This window comes from Rhodoferax sp., from assembly GCF_023700745.1.
Classification (GTDB): domain Bacteria; phylum Pseudomonadota; class Gammaproteobacteria; order Burkholderiales; family Burkholderiaceae_C; genus Rhodoferax.
Genome location: NZ_JAMPYG010000014.1, coordinates 55,748 through 68,904, shown reverse-complemented (window position 1 = coordinate 68,904; position 13,157 = coordinate 55,748). Strand labels below are relative to the sequence as shown.

12 protein-coding genes and 1 tRNA gene are annotated in these 13,157 nt (G+C 61.4%); 7 read left to right on the top strand and 6 right to left on the bottom strand.

Annotated features, from left to right (window positions below; all coding sequences use genetic code 11):
• Positions 1-13 precede the first annotated feature (13 nt).
• Positions 14-970 (top strand): phosphodiesterase, encoded by a 957-nt coding sequence (locus NDJ10_RS11620; RefSeq protein WP_296162354.1) that lies wholly within the window; start codon positions 14-16, stop codon positions 968-970.
• Between the two features lie 35 nt (positions 971-1,005).
• Here the strand turns inward: NDJ10_RS11620 and NDJ10_RS11615 are convergent, their stop codons facing one another.
• From NDJ10_RS11615 to NDJ10_RS11590, 6 genes are all read right to left on the bottom strand, one after another.
• Positions 1,006-1,707 (bottom strand): amidotransferase, encoded by a 702-nt coding sequence (locus NDJ10_RS11615; RefSeq protein WP_296162351.1) that lies wholly within the window; start codon positions 1,705-1,707, stop codon positions 1,006-1,008.
• Positions 1,704-2,435, bottom strand: a complete 732-nt coding sequence (plsY, locus tag NDJ10_RS11610) for a glycerol-3-phosphate 1-O-acyltransferase PlsY (RefSeq protein WP_296162395.1) — start codon at positions 2,433-2,435, stop codon at positions 1,704-1,706. The genes NDJ10_RS11615 and plsY overlap by 4 nt, the downstream gene beginning before the upstream one ends.
• Before the next feature lie 62 nt (positions 2,436-2,497).
• A complete protein-coding gene (locus NDJ10_RS11605) occupies positions 2,498-2,998 on the bottom strand; it encodes an aminoacyl-tRNA deacylase (protein ID WP_296162349.1) in 501 nt (166 codons plus the stop codon).
• Between the two features lie 15 nt (positions 2,999-3,013).
• Positions 3,014-3,436, bottom strand: coding sequence for a BLUF domain-containing protein (locus NDJ10_RS11600; protein WP_296162347.1), 423 nt, complete (start codon positions 3,434-3,436; stop codon positions 3,014-3,016).
• Between the two features lie 61 nt (positions 3,437-3,497).
• Positions 3,498-4,562 carry an aldo/keto reductase gene (locus NDJ10_RS11595; protein ID WP_296162344.1) on the bottom strand — a complete coding sequence of 355 codons (1,065 nt, stop codon included), beginning with the start codon at positions 4,560-4,562 and terminating at the stop codon, positions 3,498-3,500.
• A gap of 44 nt (positions 4,563-4,606) precedes the next feature.
• Positions 4,607-6,478 (bottom strand): AMP-binding protein, encoded by a 1,872-nt coding sequence (locus NDJ10_RS11590; RefSeq protein ID WP_296162342.1) that lies wholly within the window; start codon positions 6,476-6,478, stop codon positions 4,607-4,609.
• Between the two features lie 25 nt (positions 6,479-6,503).
• On the opposite strand from NDJ10_RS11590, the gene NDJ10_RS11585 reads away from it, so the two are divergent.
• From NDJ10_RS11585 to NDJ10_RS11560, 6 genes are all read left to right on the top strand, one after another.
• The gene (locus tag NDJ10_RS11585; protein ID WP_296162340.1) at positions 6,504-7,406 is read left to right on the top strand and encodes an alpha/beta hydrolase; all 903 of its coding nucleotides are present in this window, start codon (positions 6,504-6,506) and stop codon (positions 7,404-7,406) included.
• Between the two features lie 56 nt (positions 7,407-7,462).
• Positions 7,463-8,567 (top strand): peptide chain release factor 2 gene (gene prfB, locus NDJ10_RS11580; protein WP_296162338.1). Its coding sequence is split into 2 segments (ribosomal slippage): positions 7,463-7,543 and positions 7,545-8,567, totalling 1,104 coding nucleotides; the frame shifts between segments, so codons are not numbered across the junction.
• Entirely contained in the window at positions 8,567-9,238 is a 672-nt protein-coding gene (locus NDJ10_RS11575; RefSeq protein WP_296162336.1) for an HAD family phosphatase, read from the top strand. Before prfB ends, NDJ10_RS11575 begins: the two co-directional genes overlap by 1 nt.
• A complete protein-coding gene (gene pepN, locus NDJ10_RS11570; RefSeq protein ID WP_296162334.1) occupies positions 9,222-11,921 on the top strand; it encodes an aminopeptidase N in 2,700 nt (899 codons plus the stop codon). The genes NDJ10_RS11575 and pepN overlap by 17 nt, the downstream gene beginning before the upstream one ends.
• 16 nt (positions 11,922-11,937) lie before the next feature.
• Positions 11,938-12,942, top strand: coding sequence for a class 1 fructose-bisphosphatase (locus NDJ10_RS11565; RefSeq protein WP_296162331.1), 1,005 nt, complete (start codon positions 11,938-11,940; stop codon positions 12,940-12,942).
• A gap of 29 nt (positions 12,943-12,971) precedes the next feature.
• Positions 12,972-13,047 (top strand) — tRNA-Thr (locus NDJ10_RS11560).
• The last annotated feature ends 110 nt before the right edge of the window (positions 13,048-13,157 follow it).

The following is a 13,157-nucleotide window of genomic DNA, read 5'->3' as shown; positions in this document are numbered from 1 at the left end:
CCGTGGCTGCCTCATGAGTTTTGTCTTGAAGACCGAGGACGAGTACGAAGACCTGCTCGGTCTTTGGTCCGACCTGGAAGCAGGCCTGGCCATGCTGCTGCTCCACCCGCAAAAGACAAGGGAATTTGCCGCGCGCATTCTTCAATACGACCGCTGGATGCAAAACCTGATCCAGCACGACACCGACGTCGCGCTGTACCTGCTGTTTCAGCTGGCCTCGCACTCGCCAGTGGGCTACAGCGCCTCGCACGCGCTGGTGTGTGCCGTGTTGTGTCATCTGGTAGCCCGCGAAATTCAATTGCCGGAGACCGAGCGCGACAGTCTGGTACGTGCTGCCCTGACCATGAACATTGCCATGACCGGCTTGCAAAACCAACTGGCCAACCAGCGCGGGCGGCCGACACCGGAGCAGGAAGTAGCCTTGCAGACCCATGAAGCACGCGGCGAGGATCTGTTGCGCACACTGGGCATCGACGATGCACTCTGGCTGCAAACAGTGCTCCAGCACCATCAGGAGACGAGCTTGGGCGAAGATTTGCTGCACCTGCCGGCACCGCTGCGCCTGGCACACATACTGAATGTGGTCGACCGTTATGCCGCCATGATCAGCCCGCGGCAGTCACGCGCGGGACGTAGCGCCACCGAGTCGGCCAAAAGCATCGTCGCCAGCAGCAGCGCACAAAACAACCAGGTCGCTCAGACGCTGATGCAGGTGGTGGGTTTGTTCCCGCCCGGTACTTTTGTGCAACTTGACAACGCCACCGTGGGCGTGGTCATGCGCCGACGCAACCAGGACAAGCACCCCGACATCGCCATTGTGCTCAACGACAAAGGTCAACTGATGCGTCCGCCCAGCCTGCATTCAAGCTACAACGGCAGCCCGACCATTACCGCAGCCTTGCCCGCCTCCGGGGTTCAGGAGCACTTGAACCACCACCTGATCCTGCAGCTGGGCGCACGGCCGGGCTGATGGTACGCGAGCCCCGGCTGAACCCGGAACGCGGTTTATTGGTTGATGAACGCTACCATCATGCGCGCCACCGCCTGGCCGTCATGCCCCTTGGCCAGACTCCGGGTGAAAGTCTGGTACTTCTCCTCGCCAAACATGGCGCGCCGTTTGTTGAGCAAAAAAGCGCTGTAGTCTTCAACAAATTCGGGGTGCGGTTGCACGCAAAAAACGTGGTCATCGACTGCAAACGCCGCCACCGGGCAAAAATCGCTGCTGGCCAGCAGAGTGGCCCCCTGGGGCAGCTCAAACACCTGGTCCTGATGGCTGGCCAATAACGCCACCTCTTCGCGGCCCTGCGCCTGCGGCAGATCAGGCGCACGCCATTGGTAGCGCATGCGCCCGGCACCCCAGCCCTGCGGTGCACGGCCCACCTTGGCGCCCAGACACAGTGCAATCAACTGGTGACCGAAACACACGCCGACCAGCTTTTTTTTGGCCTCCAGGAGCGCTTGCACCTTGTCCTTAAGCGCGAGCACCCAGGGCTCCTGTGAAAACGAATCGGCCTTGCTGCCCGTGAGCAGTACCGCGTCATAAGGCTCGAACGAAGCCGGATATTCACCCCTGACGGTGTTGAAAATATCAAACGTACCCTCGGCCCCCGCCTGACGCAGCAAACGCTCGAACATGGCGCCGTAGCCGATGTAGGTCGCCGCGACCGCCGGGTCCAGAACGTCGTTGTCAAGAATGCAGAGTTTCATGGGTGATCATTTTTCGGGTGGATTTTTTGATCACGATGGGGCGGATGCCGGTGGCCATGCTTGGTGTGTCCGTGCGCATGTGCATGCGCCACGGGCCGAGCGGCGGCTTTTTTGCCCAGCCTTGATTCCGTCCCCTTGAACAGGCGATTGATGTTCTCGGCATGGCGGTAGAGCAACAACAGCGACATCACGGCCAGACACAGGGCCACGCTTTTGCTCATGATCCACAAGCCGCCATCACCCAGCACATACACCACCGGCGCCAGCAGCGCTGACGTGATGGAGGCCAGCGACGAAAAGCGAAACACCACCGCCATCAGCAGCCAGATCGAGGCCGTGGCCAGCCCCAGCCAGCCGCTGAACCCCAGCAGCACGCCCAGCGCTGTGGCCACACCCTTGCCACCGGAAAACCTGAAAAACACCGGAAACACATGACCCAGAAACGCGGCCAGTCCGACCAGTGCCAAAGTGCCATCGCCCAGTCCATAGGCCGGACCGTACCATTTAACCAGCACCACCGGCAGCCAGCCCTTGGCCGCATCGAGCAACAAGGTCAGGATGGCCGCCGCCTTGCTGCCGGAGCGCAGCACATTGGTGGCGCCGGGATTTTTGCTGCCAAAGGTGCGCGGGTCACTCAGACCCATGACGCGGCTCACGATGACCGCAAACGACAGCGACCCGACCAGGTAAGCCGCCAACACCGCCAACAGCGGTAAAAATTTCTGTATGGATTCCAATGCAACTCCTGATCACCCCAAGGTCGGGGTGCGATGGCGCTATTTTGCCAGTGTCAGGACAAGGCCTCAGCGAGCGCGCACTGCACAGCCTGAGCGCCCAGCAGCGTCACGCAGAGCTGCGGCTCCAGACCCACCAGATAACCCCGCTGCCCGCCGTTGATCAGGATTTTGGGCAACGCCAGAATGCTCGACTCAACATAAACCGGCATGGTGCGCCGGGTACCAAACGGCGAGGTTCCCCCCACCAGATAGCCGCTGTGCCGATTCGCCACCTCGGGCGCACACGGCTCGACCGACTTGGCCCCGATCTGGCGTGCCAGGTTTTTCGTCGACACCTTGCGGTTGCCGTGCATCAGCACCACCAGGGGCTTGCCGTCCTGGTCTTGCATGATGAGCGTTTTGACCACCGCATAAGGGTCCCAGCCCAGTTCTGAGGCGCTGTGCAGCGCGCCACCATGCGCAAGATAGGCGTAGGGGTGCTCGGTAAAGGCCACTTTGCTGGCCTTGAGGAACCGGGTAGCGGGTGTCAGACTGACGTGGTCTTTTTTTGCCATGCCAAGGCCAGAAAATCAGATCATGCCCTGACTGAATAACTCCAGCATTTCGAGCGCCACACCCGGCTTGGCCTTGATGGCCGAGGTGTCAAATCCATACTGAAAATAAGGCGCGTATTTGGGCAAACTGGCGACATGCTCCGGACCCAGTTGACGGTAACCCATGCTCCAGTTGGAAAAATGCCGCTGGGTCACGTCTTCCTCGGTCAGCACAATGGTGTTGCGGTGGCGTGCATCCTGGCAAATGCGCTGGTAGGTTGCATCCACAGCGTCCTTTTCACCTTCCAGGACCTGCAGAAAATTACCGTGCGAGTACAGCAACATGCCCGTGAGGCCATTTTTGCTGTTGTTTCGCACACTGGACTTCAGGATGGCAGCAATTTCTGCCTCGTTGTCACCAACCAGATCACTCACATAGATCAACTGAACCAAACTCATACAAGTCCTCTTTCACTAAAAATTTTGAAAATGCCAACCAGCGGGCTTACAGCGCGCCCGGTTACATCGCCGGATCGCGACTCTCCCAGCGAATGGCATCAATTTTTTGCAGCAACTCTGGCGCCAGGGTGGTGCCCCAGATCGCCAGGTTTTCATCCAACTGGGCCACCGATGTCACGCCGATGATGGTGCTGGCCACTTGCCACTTGGTGTAACAAAACGCAAGCGCGAGCTGGGTCGGTGTCATGCCGTGGTCCCGCGCCAGCGCACTGTAGCGCCGTGCTGCAGCCAGCGCCTCGGGGCGGCCCCAGCGCTGCTTGCGACTCGACTCAAATTTGGTCAACCGGGCTTCAGGCGATGTGCCGGGTCCAGTCAGGCCGGTGGCATCGTATTTGCCCGTGAGCAGACCGAAGGACAGCGGCGAGTAGGCCAGCAGTGACACATGCAGGCGCTGCATGGTTTCATCGAGGGCATTTTCAACGCTGCGGTTGAGCAGGCTGTAGCCGTTTTGCACCGTCGCCACGCGGGGCAGGCCATACTGCTCGGCCAGCCGCACAAACTCATGCACACCATACGGGGTTTCGTTGGACAAGCCGATGGCACGCACCTTACCCGCCTGCACCAACTTGTTCAAGGCCTCCAGCTGGGCATGGATGGAGGTGCCCTCGCTGCCACTGGCGGGGTGATAATAGAGGCCACCAAACATGGGCACACTGCGCACCGGCCAGTGGATCTGGTACAGGTCGATCACCTCGGTTTGCAGGCGTCTCAGACTGCCGTCACAGGCCTCCAGAATGTCCTTGCCAGTTAAATCCGGACTGCCGCCACGGATCCACGACATGTTGCGCGACGGGCCTGCAACCTTGGTTGCCATGACCAGCTTGTGCCGCGCGCCGGGGCGTTGGCCGAGCCAGTTGCCAATGATTTTCTCGGTGGCGTTGAAGGTTTCCGCGCGGGGTGGCACGGCGTACATTTCGGCCGTGTCGATGAAGTTGACGCCGCGTTCCAGTGAACGATCCAGAATGTCGAAAGCGGTGGCTTCGTCGACCTGTTCGCCAAAGGTCATGGTGCCCAGGCAGATGGGCGTGACATGGAGGTCGCTTTGACCCAGTTGAATGGTTTTCATGCGTGATTTCAATAAAAAAAGGCTTTGCAGCCGATTTTTATAGTTTACGGGCTTACGGCTGTGGCCGCTGCCGCCACCAGCGCCCGCGCCTCTTCCTGCAGCCGCAGTACCCGGCGCTGCACCTTGCCGGTGGTGGTCATGGGCAAGGCCTCCAGGAACTCGATGTCCTTGGGGTATTCATAGGGGGCCAGTTTGTCCTTGACGTGCGCTTGCAGCTGTTCGATCAATTCAGCCTCAAACTGGTCCTGGGTTCCTGCGTAGTTGACACGGGCAGTCAAAAAGTCTGGCGACAGCACCACATAGGCCTTGACCACCGCGCCACGCGCCACGTCGGGCTTGGGCACCACCGCGACATTGGCCACAGCCGGGTGCTTGACCAGGCAGTTCTCGATCTCGCCCGGGCCGATGCGATAGCCCGCGGCCTTGAACACATCGTCACTGCGGCCCTGGTACCACAGATACCCCTGGGCATCGCGGCTGGCCAGGTCGCCGGTGCGGCACCAGTCGCCGGTGAATTTGGCCTGGGTGGCGGTCTCATTTTTCCAGTAGCCCAAAAAGAAGATGGGGTCCGGCTGGCCATGCCGATCAAAGCGGTTGACGGCCACGTCGCCCACCTCGCCGGCTGCACACTCCAGGCCCGCATCGTCAATCACCGCCAGCCGGTGACCGGGATAGCCCATGCCCATGCTGCCGGGTTTGGGTGGCCACAGGGCGGCGCAATTACCGACGATGTAGTTGATCTCGGTCTGGCCGAACATCTCGTTCACGGTCACCCCCAACTGTGCCTGACAGTAGTCGAACACCGCGTCGCCCACGGCCTCGCCGGCACTCATGATGGCTTGCAACTTGAGGCCGAACTGCGCATGGACCGTCTGACCAGGCAGGCCGGGACAGGCTTTCATCATCGCCTTGAGCGCGGTCGGGAACAAAAACGTGTGCGTGACGCTGAAGTCGCGCAGCAATTCCAGTGCCACTTGCGGGCCGAAGCGGCCATTGAACGCCACGATCGGGCGGCCAAAATAGAGCGCCGGTAGCAGTGCGTCCATCAGGCCGCCGGTCCAGGCCCAATCGGCGGGGCTCCAGAATACGGCTTCGGAGCCGGCAGGTAATTGTTCCGGGTTGATCAGCTGCTGCAAGCTGTCAGCTGGCGTGGCCGTCATGGCAAAACCAAACCAGTTCTGGCTGCACAAAAACCCGGTCAGGTTGCCAATGAGCGCTTGGTGCGGAATCAGCGCGCCCTTGGGGTTACCGGTAGTGCCGCTGGTGTAGATCAGGATGGCTGGCGCATCGGCGCGGGTTTCGACCAGATCAAACTGGTCACTGGCGGCTGCCAGCGCCGGTTCATAGGCTTTGTCGGCCAGCGTCCGAGTCTGGGCATCAAGCCGGACACCGATCACTTGGCGCAGATCCGGGCAACTGGCACGCACCGCCTGCACGTTTACCAGGGTCTGGGCGTCACCGATCGCCACAACAGCCTCGCTGTCCTGCAAGCGAAATTCAAGCGCCTCCGGACCAAACAATTGCGACAGCGGCATGGCCACGGCCCCCATTTGCAGCACCGCCATGTAGGCCACGGCGGTCTCGAAGCGCTGCGGCATCACGATGGCCACCCTGTCCCCCGGCAACACCCCCAGGTCCGTCAGCACATTGGCCAGGCGGTTGGCCTGGTCCTGCAATTCGGCATAGGAATATGAACGGCTTGCCTCATCGGGCTGACAGTCGTGAATGGCTGTGTTTTGTAACGCGTCCGGCTGCGTTGCCCAACGCGCACAGCAGGCCTGCGCCATGTTGAAATACGTTGGCACCTGCCAGGCAAAGCCCCCGTGCAGCCCGGCATAGGCGGGTGGCAGAGCCCAGGCATGAGCGCTGCCGGCGCGCACAAGAGCAACTTTGTCGCTGGCTTGACTGACTGACATGCAATGACTCCTTATGATCGGTCGAATGTACCAAGTGAAAAGAATTTCCCATAGCGAGTTTGTCCCAATACGCCGTTTGAATTACCACGTGCGCTGCTGGGGCGAAGCCGGACCCCACAAAACACCGCTGGTGCTGCTGCACGGCTGGATGGACGTGGCGGCCAGCTTCCAATTTGTGGTCGATGCCCTGTCCGAAGACCACTTCATCATCGCGCCCGATTGGCGCGGCTTTGGCCTGACCCCATCCGGCGGCGCTGACGCCTTCTGGTTTCCGGACTACCTGGCCGACCTGGATGCCCTGCTCGACCACTTTGCACCGGGTCAGAGCGTGAATCTGGTGGGCCACAGCATGGGCGCCAACGTGGCCATGATTTACGCCGGGGTGCGACCCGGGCGGACACGGCGCCTGGTCAACCTGGAAGGTTTCGGCCTGCCCGCTACGCGGGCTGAACAGGCCCCGGGACGTTATACCCAATGGCTTGACGGCGTGAAGCAGTTCAACTCCGGCGCGCTGCAACTCAAGACCTACGACTCGCTCGAAGCCGTGGCCCAACGCCTGATCAAAACCAACGCCCGCCTGGGCACCGACAAGGCCCATTGGCTGGCGGCACATTGGTCCGCCGAACTGGCGCCGGGCCAGTGGTCCATTTTGGGCGAAGCCGCGCACAAAATTGCCAATGCCCAGCTCTACCGGGTCGACGAAATGCTGGCCATCCAGCGCTGCATCACCGCGCCCACATTGATGGTGGAAGCCGCCGAAGACACCATCGCCCTCTTGTGGCGCGGCCAATACACCAGGGCAGAGCACCATGAACGCTTGAAGTCCGTGGCCCAACTGGAGCGGGTCGAGCTGCCCAACTGCGGCCACATGCTGCACCATGACCAGCCGCAGGCTGTGGCTGAGTTGCTGGAACGCTTCATGCTTTAGCCCGGCATGAGAAAATAGCAGGTTATTTGAAATTCCACCCAACCAGGACCCGCATCATGGAAGCAGAACGCATCAACGCCCTTGGCACAAAATTAGCCGATTTGACCGCCCGTACCCTTGAATTACGGGGGTATCTTTGACTACGATGCCAAATTTGAACGCCTGAGAACCGTCAACGCCTCGCTCGAAGACCCCACGGTCTGGAACGACCCCAAGCGCGCCCAGGAGCTGGGCCGCGAAAAGAAGGCACTCGACGGCGTGGTCGTGACCATCAGCGAACTGGAAAGCGAACTCGCCGACAACACTGAACTGTTCGAGATGAGCAAGGAAGAAGGCGACGAAGCCGGCCTGCATCACATCGAAGAAGAAGCCACCAAGCTCGAAGAGATCGTCAAGGGCCTGGAATTCCGCCGCATGTTCAACAACCCGGCCGATCCGCTGAACTGTTTTGTCGACATCCAGGCTGGCGCCGGTGGCACCGAGGCCTGCGACTGGGCCAGCATGCTGCTGCGTCAGTACCTGCGCTACTGCGAGCGCAAGGGCTTCAAGACCGAAATCGAAGACGAAACCCCGGGCGACACCGCCGGCATCAAGGGTGCGTCGTTCAAGGTCGAGGGCGAATACGCCTTTGGCCTGCTGCGCACCGAGACCGGCGTGCACCGCTTGGTGCGCAAGAGCCCGTTCGACTCTTCGGGTGGCCGCCACACCAGCTTTGCCAGCGTGTTTGTCTACCCCGAGATTGACGATTCGATCGAAATCAACATCAATCCCTCCGATGTGCGCACCGACACCTACCGTGCCAGCGGCGCGGGCGGCCAGCACATCAACAAGACCGATTCGGCGGTGCGCCTGACCCACTTGCCCACCGGCATCGTGGTGCAGTGCCAGGACGGCCGCAGCCAGCACGGCAACCGCGACATCGCGTGGAAACGCCTGCGCTCCAAGCTCTACGACTTCGAGCTGCGCAAGCAGCAGGAAGAGCAGCAAAAGCTCGAAGACGGCAAGACCGACGTGGGCTGGGGCCACCAGATCCGCTCTTATGTGCTGGACAACAGCCGCATCAAGGACCTGCGCACCAACTACGAGACCTCGGCCACGCAAAAAGTGCTCGACGGCGACCTGGACCCCTTCATCGAAGCCTCTTTGAAGCAGGGCGTCTGATGACCGAAGCGCTGATCTTCGACATGGACGGCACCATGATCGACTCCATGGGCTACCACGCCCAAAGCTGGGCGCTTTTTGCCGAGCAGCACGGCTTGCGCATTGACCTGGACGACCTGATGCGCCGCACCACCGGGCGCACAGGAACCGAGTGCATGCGTGAACTGTTCCAACGTGACATCGCGGAAGACGAAGCCTGGGCCCTGATTGCAGAAAAAGAGCAGATCTACCGTGCGCTTTTTGGCCCGGTCTTTGCAGAGGTGGCAGGCTTCAAGACCTTTTACGCGCAGGCGCAGGCACGCGAACTGAAGCTGGGCGTGGGCACGGCAGGTGACCAGCACAACATTGCGTTTGCCATGTCGCACCTGCAATTGGTGCCCAAGCCCCAAGCGATCGTGGGTGGTGACGAAGGCCACCCCGGCAAACCCGAACCCGCCATCTTCCTCGAGGTGGCCCGCCAGCTGAACGCCAGCGCGGCCGGCTGCATTGTTTTTGAAGACGCGCCTTTCGGCATTGAAGCAGCGCGCCGTGCCGGCATGCGGGCGGTGGCCGTCTGCAGCACACACACGCCGGCCCAGCTGGCCGGTCCCCACGTGATTGCCACCGTGCGCAATTACCATGAACTCTTGAATTCGAATTTCCTGGAGACTCTGCATGTCGCTACTTCGTGATGCAAACACCCCCGCTGCGGTTATCCGCCGGGAAGACTACAGCGCCCCGGCGTTCTGGATCGACACCGTCCACCTGAGCTTCGACCTCGACCCCGCCAAGACCCGCGTGCTCAACAAAATGACGCTGCGCCGCAACCCCGACGTGCCGGCACAGCCGCTGCGCCTGGACGGCGACGAACTGAACCTGGCGCGCGTGCTGGTCAATGGCGCCGGCACCAGTTTCAAGCTGGATGCGGGCCAGCTGGTGCTGGAAAACCTGCCCGCCGAGGGCAGCTTCGAGCTGGAGATTTTCACCACCTGCGCGCCTGCCAAAAACACCAAGCTCATGGGGCTGTACGTCAGCAACGATTCGTTCTTCACGCAGTGTGAAGCCGAGGGTTTCCGCCGCATCACGTACTTCCTGGACCGCCCCGATGTGATGGCCAGCTTCACCGTGACGCTACGTGCCGACAAAGCCAGGTACCCGGTCTTGCTGAGCAACGGCAACCTCACAGACAGCGGTGCGCTTGACGACGGCCGCCACTTTGCCACTTGGGTTGACCCGCACAAGAAGCCCTGCTACCTCTTTGCCCTGGTCGCGGGCCAGCTGGTGTGCCGCGAACAACGCATCACCTCGCGCGCGGGCAAAGACCACCTGTTGCAGGTCTATGTGCGCCCTGGCGACATGGACAAGACCGAGCATGCGATGACGTCGCTGATCAACTCGGTCATTTGGGACGAAGCCCGCTTTGGCCTGCCGCTGGACCTGGAACGTTTCATGATTGTGGCCACCAGCGACTTCAACATGGGCGCCATGGAAAACAAGGGCCTCAACGTCTTCAACACCAAATATGTGCTGGCCAACCAGGCCACCGCCACCGATGTCGACTTTGCCAACATCGAGAGCGTGGTCGGCCACGAGTACTTTCACAACTGGACCGGCAACCGCATCACCTGCCGCGACTGGTTCCAGCTCAGCCTGAAAGAAGGCCTGACGGTGTTCCGCGACCAGGAATTCAGCATGGACCTGTGTGCTGACGCGTCAAGCCGCGCCGTCAAGCGCATCGAGGACGTGCGCGTGCTGCGCACCGCCCAGTTCCCCGAAGACGCCGGCCCGATGGCGCACCCGGTGCGACCCGACAGCTACATCGAAATCAACAATTTCTACACCGTCACCATCTACGAAAAGGGTGCCGAAGTGGTGCGCATGATGCAGACCCTGGTCGGCCGCACCGGTTTTGCCAAGGGCATGACGCTGTACTTTGCGCGCCATGACGGCAGCGCCGTGACCTGTGATGACTTTGCCCAGGCCATTGCCGATGCCAACCCGGACGCCGCGTTGGCCAAGCTGCTGCCGCAGTTCAAGCGCTGGTACAGCCAGTCCGGCACGCCCCGGCTGGCCACCACGGGCCACTATGACGCAGAGGCGCACAGCTACACCCTGAACTTTGCCCAGAGCTGCCCGGCCACACCGGGCCAGGAAGCCAAGGAAGCGTTTGTGATCCCGGTCAGCCTGGGGCTGGTCGGCGCCAGCAGCGGTGCCGCCCTGCCCTTGCAGGTTCAAGGCAGCGCCGCCACTGCGGCCGACAGCCACCTGTTCGTGATGACCCAGGCGGCGCAATCGATCACCTTTGAGAACGTGCTTGAGGAACCCGTGCCGTCCATCCTGCGCGGTTTCAGCGCCCCGGTGATTGTTGACTTTGACTACAGCGACGCGCACTTGCTCACGCTGCTGGCCAATGACCCCGACCCGTTCAACCGCTGGGAAGCCGGCCAGCGCCTGGCCTTGCGCAGCGCCATCCAGGCCATCCAGGCGGTCGGTCCTGCGGCGAGCGGCCTCGATGCGGCCTTTGTTTCAGCCATGCGTTCGGTGCTGCGCCATCCCGCGCTGGACGCCGCCTTTAAGGAATTGGTGCTCACGCTGCCGTCAGAAAGCTACATCGCCGAGCAGCTCGATGTGGTCGACCCGCAACGCATCCACGCGGTGCGCGAAGCCATGCGCGAGCAATTGGCCTGTGAGCTGGGCGCTGACTGGCAGTGGGCCTACGAGGCGCATGGCCAAAATGGTGGCTACCGCCCCGACACTCTGTCGAGTGGCCGCCGCGCCCTGGCGGGTCTTGCGCTCAATTACCTGTGCCTGGCGGCCCGCAACACGGGCGATACCATCTGGCCCGGCAAGGCCTACCAGCGCTTCAAGGACGCCGACAACATGACCGACCGCTTCAATGCCCTGAGTGCCTTGGTGCACAGCGGCCATGCGCTGGCCACACCTGCGCTGGCGCGTTTTCACAGCCTGTTCAAGGCCGAGGAGCTGGTGCTGGACAAATGGTTTGCGCTGCAGTCGGGCTGCACCGACCGCGGCGGCCAGGTGCTGCCGGCGGTGCGCCAGTTGCTCAAACACCCCGATTTCCACATCCGCAACCCCAACCGCGCGCGCAGCGTCATCTTCAGCTACTGCAGCGCCAACCCGGGCGCTTTTCATCGCACCGATGCCGCAGGCTATGTCTTTTGGGCTGACCAGGTGCTGGCGCTCGATGCCATCAACCCGCAGGTGGCGGCGCGCCTGGCACGGGCACTGGACCGCTGGAAAAAACTGGCCGAGCCTTACCAACACGCGGCCTATGAGGCCCTCAAGCGCGTGGCAGCCAAGTCCGACCTGAGCAATGACGTGCGCGAAGTGGTCAGTCGCGCCCTGGCTGACTGAACAACAAGGAAAACGCATGACCAAAAAAATATCCCTGACCCGCTACCTGGTCGAACAGCAACGCCTCGAAGGCCACATTCCACCCGAGTTGCGCCTGCTGCTTGAAGTGGTGGCGCGCGCCTGTAAGCGCATCAGCCAGGCCGTCAGCAAAGGTGCCTTGGGCGATGTGATGGGCAGTGCCGAAAGTGAAAACGTGCAAGGCGAGATGCAGAAAAAACTCGACATCATCGCCAACGAGGTGCTGATCGAAGCCAACGAATGGGGCGGCCACCTGGCAGCCATGGCCAGCGAGGAAATGGAAGGCATCTACGTGGTGCCCAACCGCTACCCACAGGGCGAATACCTGCTGATGTTCGACCCGCTGGACGGCTCCAGCAACATCGACGTGAACGTGAGCATTGGCACCATTTTCAGCGTGATGCTCAAACCCGAAGGCACAGGCGTCTCGGAGCACGATTTCCTGCAACCCGGCACCAAACAAGTGGCCGCCGGCTACTGCGTTTACGGCCCGCAAACCACGCTGGTGCTCACCGTGGGCGATGGTGTGACCGTGTTCACGCTGGACCGCGAACAGGGCTCTTTCATCCTGACACAAGAAGACCTGCGCGTGCCCGAAGACACCAGGGAATTTGCCATCAACATGAGCAACCAGCGGCATTGGGCAGCGCCGGTGACGCGCTACATTGACGAATGCCTGCAAGGCAGGGACGGCCCGCGCGGCAAGGACTTCAACATGCGCTGGGTCGGCAGCATGGTGGCCGACGTGCACCGCATCCTGACCCGCGGCGGCATCTTCATGTACCCCTGGGACAAGCGCGAACCGGAAAAAGCCGGCAAATTGCGCCTGCTGTACGAGGCCAATCCCATGAGCTGGCTGATTGAACAAGCCGGTGGTTCTGCCACCGACGGCAAGCGCCGCATCATGGACATCACACCCACCAAACTGCACGAGCGTGTGAGCGTTTTCATGGGCTCCAAAAACGAGGTGGAACAGGTCACCCGCTACCACAGCGAGCCCTGAACTGACCGCTATAATTGCGCTCTTTTAAAGCCGGTGTAGCTCAGTCGGTAGAGCAGCTCATTCGTAATGAGAAGGTCGGGTGTTCGATTCATCTCTCCGGCACCAATATTGATAAGGGTTTGCTGTTACGAAAGTAATAGCAAACCCTTTCTCTTTGTGCATCATACCGCCGCTATACCGACGCCAGTACCGGGTTCTGTACCTTGCCAGCCCCA

Bases quoted from the DNA above. Each gene is read 5' to 3' on its own strand.
- NDJ10_RS11620 (WP_296162354.1), top strand. From the start codon at position 14: ATGAGTTTTGTCTTGAAGACCGAGGACGAGTACGAAGACCTGCTCGGT.
- NDJ10_RS11590 (WP_296162342.1), bottom strand. From the start codon at position 6,478: ATGTCAGTCAGTCAAGCCAGCGACAAAGTTGCTCTTGTGCGCGCCGGC.
- NDJ10_RS11605 (WP_296162349.1), bottom strand. From the start codon at position 2,998: ATGGCAAAAAAAGACCACGTCAGTCTGACACCCGCTACCCGGTTCCTC.
- NDJ10_RS11600 (WP_296162347.1), bottom strand. From the start codon at position 3,436: ATGAGTTTGGTTCAGTTGATCTATGTGAGTGATCTGGTTGGTGACAAC.
- NDJ10_RS11615 (WP_296162351.1), bottom strand. From the start codon at position 1,707: ATGAAACTCTGCATTCTTGACAACGACGTTCTGGACCCGGCGGTCGCG.
- pepN (WP_296162334.1), top strand. From the start codon at position 9,222: ATGTCGCTACTTCGTGATGCAAACACCCCCGCTGCGGTTATCCGCCGG.
- NDJ10_RS11575 (WP_296162336.1), top strand. From the start codon at position 8,567: ATGACCGAAGCGCTGATCTTCGACATGGACGGCACCATGATCGACTCC.
- NDJ10_RS11595 (WP_296162344.1), bottom strand. From the start codon at position 4,562: ATGAAAACCATTCAACTGGGTCAAAGCGACCTCCATGTCACGCCCATC.
- NDJ10_RS11565 (WP_296162331.1), top strand. From the start codon at position 11,938: ATGACCAAAAAAATATCCCTGACCCGCTACCTGGTCGAACAGCAACGC.
- NDJ10_RS11585 (WP_296162340.1), top strand. From the start codon at position 6,504: ATGTACCAAGTGAAAAGAATTTCCCATAGCGAGTTTGTCCCAATACGC.